The organism is Kluyvera huaxiensis, from assembly GCF_040149365.1.
Lineage (GTDB): Bacteria > Pseudomonadota > Gammaproteobacteria > Enterobacterales > Enterobacteriaceae > Kluyvera > Kluyvera intermedia_A.
This window is the reverse complement of the sequence record NZ_JBEFLV010000001.1, coordinates 49,138-63,619: the sequence shown is the minus strand read 5'-3', so window position 1 is coordinate 63,619 and position 14,482 is coordinate 49,138. Positions and strand designations below refer to the sequence as shown.

Genomic DNA, 14,482 nt, shown 5'->3' with positions numbered 1-14,482 from the left:
GCAAAGTGGCTCCGCAAAAATGAAAACGGGCACCTGATTGTGCCCGCGAATAACGAAAACGGGCCACTCGGCCCGCTAATCATTAACATACTTCTAGCGTTTGCTTTTTCGCCCTTACAGCCTGCGTTCGGTAATGTTCATAGCGCTCGCGGAACCATGCACCCTGTTGTTCGCTCATATTACCCGTGACTGCACGGATATCGACAGGTCGACCCAACGACTGCATACGCGCAAAGCTGCGAGCCAGAAAATCAAAATTGGCTAATTCCTGTGGAGTCTGTTTCTGCATTGCATATCCCTCCGAACTGGTTTTGTTTTCAAGGTTATATGCTTTCCTGTTTCCAGTATTCGCTTGTTATCGACTGTTTTTTGTACTCAATGTGCGCTTTTTCGCCGCGCCACATCACACTTTTGGAACTCCACTCACTATCGACGCGCGCTTTGTGCTGCAATCGCGTCTGATGTCATTCGTGGCTACATCAATCAACATTTTTGCAATATACTGTGACGAGTGTAGAACAATCTGAATACAGGTGACGAATGGAAATAGATCTCAATAATCTGGTCTTTGATGGGCTGGAAGAGGCGCAAGAGCGCAATGCAGAACGTCTGGACGATGCGGACAAGAAAGCACAAGCAATTGTTGCCGACGATGACTGCGGCGACGCCTGCAAAATTTAATAAAAAAACCGGCATCTGATGCCGGTTTTTTTATTTATTGAGATGAATTTCCATTTTCATAAAAATCACCGCTCTGCCCTAACCCGCCTCATTGCACAATGATATGCCCCATTGCGCACTGAACGCCGCAGTATCGCTGCAATGACATGCACGCTAGCGCGCAACATTTTTTGCTCTAGCGGACTCAGCCGTAAATCCAGCATCTCCTGCGCCCAAACTGGAAGCAGGTCAATACCGGCTTTCATTAAAATCGTCCCTGCGGGCTGTGCTAATCGGCCCGGCAGCCGGGTCGTCATCAGCACCCGCGCCACTTCCCGCGTACGCTCATCACAGCGGAGCTGCGGACGCATTTGTTCAAGATAATCCTGAACCGCCTGCGGTGTTTTCGGCACAATCCGTGCGCCAAGCCGTTCAGCAATACTCGCCGATTCAATGAAATACTGCGCCTGACGTGACGGTGTCACCACCGTCCGACGATAGCGAAGATGCGATGCCATAAACGAGCTGCACTCCGCGATATGCACCCACGTCAGCAGGTCTGGATCGCTTGCGGCATAAGGCGTGCCATCGATATCGGTGCCATTGACTCGCAGATGAATCGCTTTTACTTTGTCGATCAGTCGCTCGGCATCCGGGATGGTGGCAAAGGTGGTAGCGGAGATAAACTGGCTGGTACGCCGGAGGCGGCCAAAGATATCATCACGAAAAGAAGAGTGATCCCAGACGCCCGCCAGCGCCAGCGGATGCAGCATTTGCAACAATAATGCGCTAATGCCGCCGCACAGCATCGAGGTAAAGTCGCCGTGTACCGGCCAAATGGCCGACTGCGGGCCAAACAGCCCCGGCTCGCCGGGAGGACGCTCAAAATCAATCTCGTTAAGCGCCATCCCCGTCAGGCCAAGCACCTGCTGTTCAATACGCTGGCGTAGCCACTCCATTACCGCCCCCTGATTCTTACGCCTGCCCCGGGTTATCAAGCCAAGCGTAAACTGCCGCCAGATCCTGCTCGGCTAGCCCATTTTCAGCGGCCTGCGCCCACAGGTGCGTGATGCTGTCCATGACCGGCATAGTGCCTTCAGGTGCATTAGCCAGCGCCAGGCGCGCGTCTTTTAACGCGTGCTGTAGTTGCATCTGCGGAGTGTAATCATCGCGGCGAATCATCTCCAGCTTGCCCTTGACGTACGGTGCCGCCAGCGGCCCGCCTTCGAGCGTTTCCCACAGCTGATTAGGCGTAAAACCAAACTGTTTGGCCAGCTGCATGCTTTCGGCGACGCCCTGCATCATGGCGATAAGCCAGGCGTTAATCACCAGCTTCATCTTCTGGCTGCTCCCTGCCTCACCGTACCACTGCGTACCGCGAGAGATGGCGTCAAATACCTGCTGCGCCGCATGTGAACGTTCGCGACAGCCGCTGGCCATTACCAGAATCTGTGCATTTTCCGCCGGTGCCTTGGTCCCGGAAACTGGTGCATCGAGGTACAGCATATCCGGGCGCAGGGATTCCAGCAGGGAGATAGCGTCCGCTGTTTCTTGAATGCCGATAGTGCCCATCTGGCAGAAAGTCGCCCCTTGCGGGCAAGATGGCGCGATAGTGCGGATAACCGCCTGGGTCGCTTCACCATCGGTCAGCATCGCGATAACCACCTGCGCATCGGCCACTGCCAGTCCGGCGTCGTTGCACAGCTGTAAACCCTGGCTCTGGAGATCTTCACCGCGCCCCGGCGTGCGGTTCCAGCCGTACACCGTGAAGCCCTTTTTAAGCAGATTGGCGGCAAATGCGTGCCCCATTGCGCCTAATCCCAGTACCGCTACCGCTGGCAATGCCTTCATTTCACTTTCCTCATAGACTCGGTCGTTTTCGCTAGCCTGATGATTATCCGAACAAAATGCAAACGGATAATCGAGTCAGCTACTATAGATTCGAAATATGAGTACTCGCGACGTTAGCCTTTGCGCCCGCCCGACTTCCCAATTGCCTTGTGTAGGTCATTGATCCGCTTCATCGAGCGAATCGTCCGCTGCGAAGCCGTTGACGCCACCGACAACACCAGCATTTCCAGACAGACCATGACCGTTCCGTGCAGCGGCACGCGGCCATTTTCGCCGCGCGGAACGTGGATAACCACCTGGGACATTTCGCTGAACCGCGAATCGGTCGCCTGGGTGAGTAGAATTGTTGGGATCCCCAGACGCGCGGCTTCGCGCAGCGTGGTCAGCCCTTCCCGATGCGGGGATTTCTGCGCCATCATAATCAGCACATCGCCACGCTGCAAAGAGGCAATCTGCTCCGCCAGGCTAAAGCCGGTACGGTTTAACACGTACGACGGCAGGCCAATACGGCTAAACAGGCGGGCGGTGTATTCGGTTAAAATACCCGATGCCCCAATACCAAAAAGCGCCACCTGGCGGGCATCGCTGAGCAAGGCCACGGCCTGCGCGATCGCCGAGCGGTTCTCTATATTGGCGAGCATCTCACAGGCGCGAAGATGGCCTTCGAGGACAAAATCGATGCTTGAATTCACATCGCTGGTCAATGCCCCGACCGTGGACGCCATCTTTTCTGACGAAGTAATCGTCGGGCCAAACCAATGCTGGAGCGTTTGCTTAAGATCGCGCAGCCCTGCAAACCCCAGCACCTGGATGGCGCGAACCACCGTGGCGTCCGAAGTTTGCGTCGCGGCAGCAATCTCCATCGCCGTGTGGTCGAGTACCGCTTCCCGGTTGTCGTCAATCCAGTTCACCACCGCCAGCAGGCGGGGTGAGAGCTGCGCCGTTCGGCTGCGCAACCGCTCACCGAACAGATCAACCCGGCGCTTTTCTTTGCGTGCTACCGTCGGATTCATTTGCTCTCCTTAGGGACAGGACGCCCGGCAATCTGTGACTGAACCTGTGCCACCAGCAGGCTGAGCGCCGCATAGGAGTTGGAAATCACCTCTTCACGCGGCAGCAGAATGTAATGCCCGGTGCGGCAGGCCTGCATAAAATCACACCAGCCCGGCATCACTTTTTCCATATCATTAAGCTCATCCTGCGGCTTGCCGCCGGTATCAGAACGCCAGGTAGCAAACAGGAAGTCGGCGTCGAGGTCGGGTAACTGTTCGGCGCTGACATCAATACGTTCACCATCAGGAATACGTTCGATAAGCGGCGGGAAGCGGAATCCGGCATCACGCAGCACGCGACCAAGCGAGTGATAAGAATGGTGAACGGTCACTTTGCCATTGTTAGCCTGAATCACCGACACGCTGATTTTATCGGTGTGAATGGTCTGTTTGAGCTGCTGAATTTGCGCCTGATAGCGGCGGTCGAGTACGGCCAGTCGCGCTTGGGTTCCGGTCAACTGCGCCAGTTTGGCGTAAATCCGCGGCGCGCTGCCGAGCAGATGGTCAATACTGACCGTCGGGGCGATTTTCGCCAGTTGTTCGATGGGCACATTGCGATTGGGCTCGGTAATGATGAGATCCGGTTTCGCTGCCGCCACCGCTTCGAGATCGATATCCGCGGTACCAATAAATTTGATATCGCTGTTATCAAAATCAATACCGGTCAGCTGCGCGCTGGAACGCAAATAGTGGCTACCGTCGGGGCGCGTGCGCCCATGGCTGGCGACCGGCGGCACGCCCAGCTCAATCAGCGGAATGGTAATATCGAGATCGTGCATCGAAACAATGCGCTGCGGATGCAGCGGCACCTGCACCACCCGGCCGAGATCGTCGGTGAACGCTTGAGTTTGCGCCAACGCCGTCGCGCTAAACAACCACAAAACAGACAACAGGCCACGCATGGTCATCCCTTCTCCTCACAAAGCGTCGCGACGACGCCACAACAATAAAATAAAGAACGGGCAGCCAATCAGCGAAATGATGATCCCTGCCGGAATTTGTAGCGGTGCAAAAGCCAGCCGCCCGATGGTATCGGTGAGTAGCACCAACAATGCGCCAATGAGCGCGCTGCCGCTAAGCAATGCCACCTGGCCACCGCGCAGCAGGAATCGCGCCATATGCGGGGCCATGAGCCCAACAAAACCAAGGCTTCCCACGCAGGAGACGCTCGCCGCCGTTAACAGTACTGGAGCCAGAAAACGCAGCAGCGTCAGACGCGACAATCGCACGCCTAACCCGCTAGCGACCTGATTACCCATCAACGCAACGTCCGCCGCGCGCGCAGTCAGATACAGCACCAGCACCGCCGGGAGTGCCCACGCCACGGCCACGGCCAGCAGCGGCCAGGTTGCCGCATGCAGGCTGCCCGCAAGCCAGGTCATTGCCGTTTGAACATCGCGAATATCGGCCGTGGTGACAAATAGCCCCATCGCCGCCGACAGCGCCCATGAAACGCCGATACCAATCAAAATAAAACGAGGGCGAGAACTATCCCGTGCCAGCACGATAACCAACAGAGCCACCAGCACGCCGCCGCACATACCGGCTAACGGGCGCCAGGCCAGACTCAGCGAAGGAAAAGCGAGGATTAGCGTCAGTACGACGACGCTGGTGCCCTCTTTCACACCGATCAGTCCGGGGTCGGCAAGGCCGTTGCGGGTGATCGACTGCATCGCCGCCCCGGCAAGCCCCAGCATTCCACCGCACAAAATAGCCATCAGCAGCCGAGGTAAACGGATATCGCGAACGATATAAACCTGCTGCGCACTTAGCGCTTCCGGGTAAAACAGCGCCCGTCCGATAGCACCGGTGGGAATAGGCAGGGTACCGCGCGTTATACCGAACACCAGCAACAGCATAATCAATGCGGCCATTATCCCGGCGATTTTCAACAACCGCGGGCGCAGCAGCACGCGTAGCGGCCCAAGTGCGAGCGGAATAAAACCGGCTTTAATCACGGCGCGCGTCATTTAAAGTACCTCACGGCAATGGCGATAAAGACCGGCGCGCCAACCAGCGCGGTCATCACGCCGGTCGCCAGCTCCTGGGGTGCCAGCAGCCAACGGGCGAGAATATCAGCCAGTAATAGCAGCAGCGCGCCGGTGGGTAGTGCCAGCAGCAAACCCACGCGGATATCCTGCCCCGCCCAACGGCGGATTGCATGCGGCACCACCAGACCAATAAACCCAACCGGCCCAGCAACCGACACCGCCGCACCGCATAACAGAGCAATCGCAATAACGCCGAGTAGGCGCGTCCTCGCCACTGCCACGCCTAGCCCGCTGGCTACGCGGTCTCCGAGGGCAAGAATATTCAGCCGCGGCGAGATAAACGCCGCCAGCAGCAAGCCGAGCAGTGCCGGAATACTGGCAACCTGCAGCGTAGTCAGTGAAATCCCGGCTAAATCCCCCGCCAGCCAGGTGCGCATTGCTTGCAGGGTTTGTTCATCGAGAATCAGAATCGAGGCGGTCACTGCGGAAGCAAACGCCGATAGCGCCACGCCGCACAGCGTAATTTTCATCGCCGTGGCACCGGCGCGCCCGGCGCTCGACAGCAGCATGACCAGACCGAACAGCAGCGCAGCACCACAAGCCGCCGTTAGCGGGCGGTTGATCCCCCATTCGCCAAATGAGACGCCCGCCGCAGAACAGGCAACGACCGCCAGCGTCGCCCCGGCATTAAGACCCAGAATATGCGGTTCGCCTAGCGGATTGCGGACAATGGTTTGTAGCAGTAACCCGGCGGCACCCAGCGCAGCCCCGGTCAACAAAGCGGCCAGCAGGCGGGTGAGACGTAGGCTGACAATAATGCGGTGTTCAAAATTGCGCGGGTCGTAATGCAATAAGGCTTCGACCACCACCCGTGGCGCAATGGCCCGCGCACCGAGGCCAAGATGGATAACTGCGCCAGCGCACAATAGAACGCTCACCGCCAGCAGCGCCCAAAGTGGACGCGACGAACGCTGTCGCAAAAGCGAAATCTGAGTTGCCATCAGCAAGATTCCCGGCGGGCGCAAAATGGCATAAACAAGGGTTTCCCGGTTTGCGGGTTGTGCAGCATCTGCACATCAACATCAAAAACGTGTTTGATTATCTCCGGCGTGCACGGCTGCCCTTCATCAACAATGCTCGCAATGCGCCCTTGTTTCATAAAGACCAGCGTATCGGCGTAGTTAACCGCAAAGTTAAGATCGTGCAGGACGGTAATCACGGTGCGCCCGTGTTCGCGCGTCAGTTGCTGTAATAATTCGAGGATTTCCACCTGGTAGCGGAGGTCGAGCCAGGTCGTGGGTTCATCCAGCAGAATAGTGGACGTTTGCTGTGCCAGCGCCATGGCTATCCAACAGCGTTGCCGTTGACCGCCGGAGAGACTATCCACCGGCAGATGCGCATATTCCAGCGTGCCGGTCAGACGCAGAGCCTCTTCTACCGCCTGCTCATCTTCCGTGGACCACTGGCGAATAAGCCCCTGCCACGGATAGCGCCCGCGCGATACCAGTTCAAAGGCGGTTAGCCCTTCCGGAGTTAGCGGCGATTGCGGCAGCAGCCCAAGCTGACGAGCCACCTGTTTGGTTGGCTGCTGATGAATATCGCGACCATCCAGGCGAACGCTGCCGCCCAGCGGCTTGAGCATCCGCGCGATGGTATTGAGTAAGGTTGATTTACCTGAACCATTGGCCCCCGCCAGCACCGTCATTTTCCCTACGGGTAAGGCCAGGTTGATGTTATCAACGATGCGCTGGTTGCCATATCCTGCGCTCAGGGATTCCAGCACAATCCCGCGTTCTGACGGGGCATCTTGCCGCTGTGGCATGTTTCTCTCTCTCCGGCCGCAACGACGTGGTATCGTTCTGCACTTTAAATAAATCTCATTCTCTTTTGATCATGCAGCGTCGGCATGTAGTAGTCAAGCGCACTACATTACCGTTTCACTTCATAGGGTTTTTGTATTTATTCTCGTAAATTGGCAGTGACGATAAAAATTTAACTGATTAAAAATCAAATAATAATAAGAATCCCCTGTCATCTACTCCGTTACCCATCCGCGCAATTTTGCCGAAGGATAAATTTATTGCCCGCTGCATTTACTACTACATTTCCACGTGTTTGAATGATTCTCAATTACACATCCTGAACGTCAGTTGGTGACGTGAACGGAGTTGTTTTGCGATTCAGGGCAATGATTTTTATCACTTTTGGCTGCTGAAGTTAGGCAGTTTTTTCATGGGAAACAGACAGATGACACAGCTCTACCCGACGTTCACGGGAAAAACCGGGCGCGCACTTTTTTCACTGCTTTTTGTCGGAGCGGTCAGCTCCCCTTCGCTGATGGCGGCGGAAACGAAAACCAGCGGTGATGAAACCAAAAAAGAAGACACGATGACGGTTGTCGGTACCTCTCAGGCCGACCAGACCGTGACCGATGGCTATCAGCCACTTAGCAGTTCGACGGCGACACTGACCAATATGCCGCTGTTGGATATTCCGCAGGTAGTGAATACGGTCAGCGATAAGGTGCTGGAAGATCAGCACGCCACTTCGCTGGATGAAGCACTGTACAACGTGGCCAACGTGGTGCAAACCAACACATTGGGTGGTACGCAGGATGCCTTTACCCGCCGTGGTTTCGGTGCCAACCGTGATGGTTCCATCATGACCAACGGTCTGCGTACCGTTCTGCCGCGCAGTTTTAACGCCGCGACATCACGCGTTGAAGTGCTGAAAGGGCCGGCCTCGACGCTGTACGGCATTCTCGACCCGGGTGGGCTGATTAACGTCGTCACCAAGCGCCCGGAACGCACGTTCTCCGGCGATATTTCGGCAACATCCAGCAGCTTTGGCGGCGGCACCGGTCAGGTAGACGTCACCGGCCCGATTGAAGGCACTCAGTTGGCCTACCGTCTGGTCGGCGAATACCAGAATGAAGATTACTGGCGCAACTTTGGCAAAGAACGAAGCACCTTTATTGCGCCGTCACTGACCTGGTTTGGCGATGATGCCACGGTCAACCTCTCCTGGTCCCACCGGAGCTACCACACCCCGTTCGACCGCGGCACCATTTTTGATTTAAATACGGGACGGGCGGTCGATGTCCCGCGCGATGAACGTTTTGACGAGCCGTTTAACGTCACCAACGGTGACTCGGATCTGGCGCAGGTGAACGCCGAATACCGCCTGAACAGCCAATGGACCGCTCGCTTTGATTACGGTTTCAGTCAGGATAAATACAGCGATAATCAGGCGCGCGTGATGGCCTACGACGCCAAAACCGGGAATCTGACGCGGCGAGTCGATGCCACTCAAGGCTCAACCCAGCGGATGCACTCTACCCGTGCGGACTTGCAGGGCAATGTGGTGATTGGCGGTTTCTACAACGAAATTCTTGGCGGCATTGCCTACGAGAATTACGATCTGCTGCGCACCGATATGATCCGCTGTAAGAACGTGAAAGGTTTCAATATTTACAACCCGGTATACGGTACGCTGGATAAATGCACCAACGTTTCCGCCGCCGACAGCGACCAGCGTATTCAGCAAGAAACCTATGCCACCTATTTACAGGATGCGCTCTACCTGACCGACAAATGGATTGCCGTTGCCGGGGTGCGCTACCAGTACTACACGCAGTATGCGGGCAAAGGTCGTCCGTTTAACGTCAATACCGACAGCCAGGACGAGAAGCTGACACCGAAGTTCGGGATGGTCTATAAACTGACCCCAAGCGTCTCACTGTTTGGCAACGTCGCGCAGTCGTTTATGCCGCAATCGTCTATTGCCAGCTACATCGGCAATCTGCCGCCGGAAGAGTCTACGGCATACGAAGTAGGCGCGAAGTTCGACCTGTTTGACGGCGTAACGTCGAACATTACTTTCTTCGACATTCATAAGCGCAATGTGCTGTATACCGAAACCATCGGCGATGAAACCTATGCCAAAACGGCGGGAAAAGTACGCTCACAAGGGATTGAAGTGGATGTTGCCGGTTCGCTGACCGATAACCTGAACGTAATTGCCAGCTACGGCTATACCAACGCCAAGGTGATTGACGATCCGGACTATGCGGGTAAACCGTTGCCTAACGTCCCGCGTCATACCGGCTCACTATTCCTGACCTATGACTTTAACAACGTCTATGACAGCAATACCCTAACTCTCGGCGGTGGCGGTCATGCACTGAGCCGTCGCTCCGGAACCAATGGCGCGGACTACTACCTGCCGGGCTATGCGGTGGCAGACATCTTCGCGGCGTATAAGATGAAGCTACAGTACCCGGTCACGCTACAGGTTAACGTCAAAAACCTGTTCGATAAGACCTACTACACCTCGTCCATCGCCAGCAACAACCTGGGCAACCAGATTGGCGATCCGCGCGAAGTGCAGTTCACGGTGAAAATGGCCTTCTGATTGGCCGGCGGCCCCACTTCGGGGCCGCCTTTACATACTCTTTCAATCCCTCTTCACTTCCCTACAGTTCCCTTCCGCATAATAGTCGCTTTAACTTTTAAGCAACATTTTTCGACCTTGAGGGATACGAGTGAAACGACAGACTGTGCACTTTTCTCGCTGGCTGATGGGGTTTATCCTCGTCGCTAGCATCGCGCTGCCCGCCAGCGCTAACACCTGGCCGTTACCGCCACCGGGTAGTCGTCTGGTCGGTGAAAACCGTTTCCATGTGGTGGAGAACAATGGCGGCTCGCTGGAAGCAATCGCTAAGAAATATAATGTCGGTTTCCTGGCTTTACTGCAGGCTAACCCCGGCGTTGACCCTTACGTTCCGCGCCCGGGTAGCGTACTGACCATCCCGCTGCAAACCCTACTGCCGGATGTTCCACGTGAAGGTATCGTCCTGAATCTGGCGGAGCTCCGTCTTTACTATTACCCGCCGGGTACCAATACCGTCACCGTCTATCCGATTGGCATCGGCCAGCTTGGCGGTACAACCGTCACGCCGACCATGGTCACTACCGTCTCCGATAAGCGAGCGAACCCGACCTGGACACCAACGGCGAATATCCGCGCCCGCTATAAAGCGCAGGGGATCGATCTCCCTGCGGTGATGCCTGCCGGTCCGGATAATCCAATGGGCCACCACGCTATCCGTCTGGCGGCTCACGGCGGCGTCTATTTACTACACGGTACCAATGCTGATTTTGGTATCGGTATGCGCGTCAGCTCGGGCTGTATCCGCCTGCGCGACGGCGACATTAAGGCGCTGTTTGATAAAGTCACGCCGGGAACGAAGGTCAATATCATTAATACCCCGATTAAAGCCTCGGTTGAGCCTAACGGCGTGCATTTGGTTGAAGTACACCAGCCGTTGTCAGAGCATATTGATGACGATCCGCAGACGCTGCCTATCGTGCTCAATGCGGGAATGCAGGCGTTTAGCCAGAAAGCCAATACCGACGCTGAAGTGATGAATAAAGTGATGGATATCCGCTCCGGGATGCCGGTGGATGTGACCCGCCACCACGACGTCGCTCAGCAGAATATGTAGCAGAAACACAAAAGAAAAGGTCCTGAGCGGGTTTCGCTCAGGGCCTTTTTTATAGCAGTGACATAAGCATTATGAGGGTTTTAATGCTTATTTATAGATTACAGCGGTACCGTGGAGGGAGTTTGGACCACTTACAGAAGTGATGCGGTACGATTTGGCACCCATTTCATCTGCCTTCTGAGACAACTGTTGTTCTAAAGATTCAAGGTTTGGGCCTGCAGAAGCGGCGATGTTGCCAACCTTATGCTGGTCAGCCGGAGTGGCTTGCACCTGTACAGCAGCGAAGCTGGCAAATGACAGGGAGCTCAGTACGGCTGCGATGGCCAGAGTTTTTACGTTTTTCATGATTTTTACCTTTGCAGATGAATTTTGTAGGTCAGACGTTATTAACTTAACGATCGATAAGATAATCATAATGAGATCTGCGTCACACGTCAACGCTATTTTTATAACGACCGTTTAATTAATTAGAATTCATATATTTTTCATATGAATATGCATAATTTATATTTATCGCAGAAGCGCTAGCCCCTGCCGACGATTATTTTTATAATGAATGTTCACTAAAACCGACTAAGGTAGGCGGCACGATGACAACTGACACGCAAAGTTGCGCGAAAAAAGGCCGTGGTCGACCTAAAGTATTCGACCGGGAAGCGGCGCTTGATAAAGCGATGACGCTCTTCTGGCAATATGGCTATGAAGCAACATCACTCTCTGACCTCGTTGAAGCCACGGGGGCAAAAGCGCCGACGCTGTACGCAGAGTTTGCCAATAAAGAGGGGTTATTCCGCGCCGTTCTCGATCACTACATCACCCACTTTGCTTCCAAGAATGAGGCATGCCTGTTTTGCGAAGAGCAGACGTTGGTCGAGGCGTTAAGAAACTACTTCACCGCCGTTGCCACCTGCTTCACCAGCAAAGATACGCCAGCGGGTTGTTTTATGATTAACACCTCTGCGGCGCTGGCGGCTTCATCGAAAGAGATAGCGAAAACCATCAAGTCTCGCCATGCGATACAGGAACAGACGCTGAGCCAGTTCCTGCAACTACGCCAGACGCGCGGTGAAATTCCCGCCGAGAAAAACGTCAAAGAACTGTCGCTGTTTTTGGGCTGTATTTTGCAGGGAATGTCGATTAGCGCCCGCGAAGGGGCCAGCTTTGAAACGCTGATGCAGATTACCGAAACCACTCTGCGTCTGTGGCCGCAAATGGTTGCAGTAGAATAAAAAAACGCCCCGTTATCTGAGTGATAACGGGGCGAATAACATCTTGATACTTTTTTAGGCTTTATTCAGTACAAGCTGGCCATTGTTATCCAACGGGATCTGGTTCCCCGGGTTTTTATCCATGCGGATTTTCCCCTGCTGGTCGCCGATTTTATAGGTCACATCGTAGCCGAGCGTTTTCTCAGATTTGTCATACACCGTTTTACAACGCTGTTCGGTCGTGGTGTAAGTGTCGTTGTTCTGCAACGCGCCTTGCGCCTGGTTGCCGGCATAGCCACCACCTAAAGCGCCCACCACGGTCGCGACATCTTTACCTCGCCCACCGCCAAACTGGTGTCCAATCACCCCACCCGCAACGGCCCCTAACACGGAGCCTGCGATACGGTTTTCATCCTGCACCGGGCGGCGGTGCGTCACCGTCACGTTCCGGCATTCCTGACGCGGATTTTTCACGGTTTCCTTGATTGGTGTAGCGGAGACAACCTGCGCGTACTGCGGGCCACGTTCGAAGACGTTCATGCTCGCCACGGCGGCAACCCCTAATGCGGCTGCAACGCCAATACCAATACCCGCCAACATCGATTTATTCACGGGACTTCCTCCATTGTTGCTATTGCTAACAATTGTGCAACCGATCGTTAGCAGAGCCAATCAGACAGAAGCCTAAAAGCAGAGTTTTGTAGGGAAACATAGAGGTTTCAGAGTATTCTGAAGGGTAAAAAAACCGGCATCGCCACGCTCGGGTGAGCATAAACGATGCCGGGGAATAGGCAGGAATTAATGCAGTTTCAGACGCGGACGAATCACGCGGTTAATGCTGCCGACCAGCATCATCAACCCGGTTTTGCAGTAACCGTGCAGCGCAATCTGGTGCATACGATACAGGGAGATGTAGACCATGCGCGCAATACGCCCTTCAATCATCATCGAACCACGCATCAGGTTGCCCATCAGGCTACCCACGGTAGAGTAGTTGGACAGACAGACCAGTGAACCGTGATCTTTATAGCTGTAAGATTTCAGCTCTTTACCCTTCATCTGCGCCAGAATATTGTTCAGTGCGCAGGTCGCCATCTGGTGCGCAGCCTGTGCGCGCGGAGGCACGAAGCCACCTTCCGGACGGGCGCAGGAAGCACAGTCACCGATAGCGTAGATATCCGGATCGCGGGTTGTCTGCAGCGTCGGCTCAACCACCAGCTGGTTAATGCGGTTAGTTTCCAGACCGCCGATATCCTTCATAAAGTCTGGCGCTTTAATACCTGCCGCCCAGACCATCAGATCGGCCTTGATGTACTCACCATCTTTGGTGTGCAGTCCGCCTTCGTCAGCGCTCGTGACCATGGTTTGCGTCAATACGCGCACGCCCATTTTGGTCAGTTCGCTGTGCGCAGCACCGGAGATACGTGGCGGCAGCGCAGGCAGAATGCGTTCACCGGCTTCCACCAGCGTCACGTTCAGCGCTTCGTTGTTTAACCCTTTATAGCCGTAGCTGTGCAGCTGTTTGACCGCATTGTGCAGCTCCGCAGACAGCTCAACGCCGGTTGCCCCGCCGCCGACGATAGCGATGTTAACCTTACCGTTAGCCCCCAGATTCGCGGAGTACTTGAGGAACAGGTTCAACATCTCCTGGTGGAAACGACGCGCCTGATGCGGGTTATCGAGGAAGATGCAGTGCTCTTTTACGCCCGGGGTGTTGAAATCGTTCGAGGTACTGCCCAGCGCCATCACCAGCGTGTCATACGCCAGCTTGCGCTCAGGTACCAGCAGCTCGCCTTTCTCATCGCGCAGTTCAGCGATGGTCAGGGTTTTCGCTTCGCGGTTGATGTCCATCACCGATCCCAGTTGGAACTGGAAATGATGATTGCGTGCATGGGCCAGGTAGCTCAGCGCATCCACGCCTTCATCCAGAGACCCCGTTGCCACTTCGTGCAGCAGTGGTTTCCACAGGTGGCTATGGTTACGATCTACCAGCGTGATTTTCGCTTTTTTACCCCGGCCAAGCTTTCTACCCAGTTGAGTAGCCAGTTCCAGGCCGCCCGCACCACCACCGACAATGACAATTTTCTTGATTGGCGTAGTCATGAGACCCCCTTAAAATTTATTAACCAATTGTTAATTAAAAGTTATAAATATAGCCTTTAATTAACAACAAGTTACTTACAAGAAACCATTCAGCTGCAATGAGAATAACAT

General features: G+C 54.9%; 15 protein-coding genes. 4 read left to right on the top strand and 11 right to left on the bottom strand.

Annotation, left to right across the window (positions count from 1 at the left end):
- Positions 1–82: 82 nt before the first annotated feature.
- The gene (locus ABOC97_RS00330) at positions 83–289 is read right to left on the bottom strand and encodes a glycogen synthesis protein GlgS (RefSeq protein WP_349592656.1); all 207 of its coding nucleotides are present in this window, start codon (positions 287–289) and stop codon (positions 83–85) included.
- A 251-nt stretch (positions 290–540) separates the two neighbouring features.
- Between ABOC97_RS00330 and ABOC97_RS00325 the strand changes: the two genes are divergently transcribed.
- Entirely contained in the window at positions 541–681 is a 141-nt protein-coding gene (locus ABOC97_RS00325) for a hypothetical protein (protein WP_234502860.1), read from the top strand.
- Between the two features lie 65 nt (positions 682–746).
- Here the strand turns inward: ABOC97_RS00325 and ABOC97_RS00320 are convergent, their stop codons facing one another.
- From ABOC97_RS00320 to ABOC97_RS00290, 7 genes are all read right to left on the bottom strand, one after another.
- Positions 747–1,619, bottom strand: coding sequence for an oxygenase MpaB family protein (locus tag ABOC97_RS00320; RefSeq protein WP_349592653.1), 873 nt, complete (start codon positions 1,617–1,619; stop codon positions 747–749).
- A gap of 16 nt (positions 1,620–1,635) precedes the next feature.
- Positions 1,636–2,511 carry an NAD(P)-dependent oxidoreductase gene (locus tag ABOC97_RS00315; protein WP_349592650.1) on the bottom strand — a complete coding sequence of 292 codons (876 nt, stop codon included), beginning with the start codon at positions 2,509–2,511 and terminating at the stop codon, positions 1,636–1,638.
- 113 nt (positions 2,512–2,624) lie between these two features.
- Complete coding sequence (locus ABOC97_RS00310; protein WP_459253808.1) at positions 2,625–3,524, bottom strand: MurR/RpiR family transcriptional regulator; 900 nt, start codon at positions 3,522–3,524, stop codon at positions 2,625–2,627.
- Positions 3,521–4,465, bottom strand: coding sequence for an ABC transporter substrate-binding protein (locus ABOC97_RS00305; RefSeq protein ID WP_349593506.1), 945 nt, complete (start codon positions 4,463–4,465; stop codon positions 3,521–3,523). The genes ABOC97_RS00310 and ABOC97_RS00305 overlap by 4 nt, the downstream gene beginning before the upstream one ends.
- 15 nt (positions 4,466–4,480) lie before the next feature.
- On the bottom strand, positions 4,481–5,533 hold the full coding sequence (locus ABOC97_RS00300; RefSeq protein ID WP_349592647.1) for a FecCD family ABC transporter permease: 1,053 nt from the start codon (positions 5,531–5,533) through the stop codon (positions 4,481–4,483).
- Positions 5,530–6,555 (bottom strand): FecCD family ABC transporter permease, encoded by a 1,026-nt coding sequence (locus tag ABOC97_RS00295; RefSeq protein WP_349592644.1) that lies wholly within the window; start codon positions 6,553–6,555, stop codon positions 5,530–5,532. Before ABOC97_RS00295 ends, ABOC97_RS00300 begins: the two co-directional genes overlap by 4 nt.
- The gene (locus tag ABOC97_RS00290; RefSeq protein ID WP_349592641.1) at positions 6,555–7,376 is read right to left on the bottom strand and encodes an ABC transporter ATP-binding protein; all 822 of its coding nucleotides are present in this window, start codon (positions 7,374–7,376) and stop codon (positions 6,555–6,557) included. The genes ABOC97_RS00295 and ABOC97_RS00290 overlap by 1 nt, the downstream gene beginning before the upstream one ends.
- A 425-nt stretch (positions 7,377–7,801) precedes the next feature.
- Between ABOC97_RS00290 and ABOC97_RS00285 the strand changes: the two genes are divergently transcribed.
- Positions 7,802–9,967 carry a TonB-dependent siderophore receptor gene (locus tag ABOC97_RS00285; RefSeq protein WP_349592638.1) on the top strand — a complete coding sequence of 722 codons (2,166 nt, stop codon included), beginning with the start codon at positions 7,802–7,804 and terminating at the stop codon, positions 9,965–9,967.
- 166 nt (positions 9,968–10,133) lie between these two features.
- A complete protein-coding gene (gene ldtC / locus ABOC97_RS00280; RefSeq protein WP_349593504.1) occupies positions 10,134–11,060 on the top strand; it encodes a L,D-transpeptidase LdtC in 927 nt (308 codons plus the stop codon).
- Between the two features lie 87 nt (positions 11,061–11,147).
- Here the strand turns inward: ldtC and bhsA are convergent, their stop codons facing one another.
- Positions 11,148–11,405, bottom strand: coding sequence for a multiple stress resistance protein BhsA (gene bhsA / locus ABOC97_RS00275; protein WP_234502845.1), 258 nt, complete (start codon positions 11,403–11,405; stop codon positions 11,148–11,150).
- A gap of 245 nt (positions 11,406–11,650) precedes the next feature.
- On the opposite strand from bhsA, the gene ABOC97_RS00270 reads away from it, so the two are divergent.
- Positions 11,651–12,289, top strand: coding sequence for a TetR/AcrR family transcriptional regulator (locus ABOC97_RS00270; RefSeq protein WP_349592634.1), 639 nt, complete (start codon positions 11,651–11,653; stop codon positions 12,287–12,289).
- 54 nt (positions 12,290–12,343) lie between these two features.
- On the opposite strand, the gene ABOC97_RS00265 is transcribed toward ABOC97_RS00270, so the two are convergent.
- Together ABOC97_RS00265 and ABOC97_RS00260 are read right to left on the bottom strand one after the other, a co-directional pair.
- Positions 12,344–12,880, bottom strand: a complete 537-nt coding sequence (locus tag ABOC97_RS00265) for a glycine zipper 2TM domain-containing protein (protein ID WP_234502841.1) — start codon at positions 12,878–12,880, stop codon at positions 12,344–12,346.
- Between the two features lie 186 nt (positions 12,881–13,066).
- Positions 13,067–14,371 (bottom strand): NAD(P)/FAD-dependent oxidoreductase, encoded by a 1,305-nt coding sequence (locus ABOC97_RS00260; RefSeq protein ID WP_349592631.1) that lies wholly within the window; start codon positions 14,369–14,371, stop codon positions 13,067–13,069.
- Between the last annotated feature and the right edge of the window lie 111 nt (positions 14,372–14,482).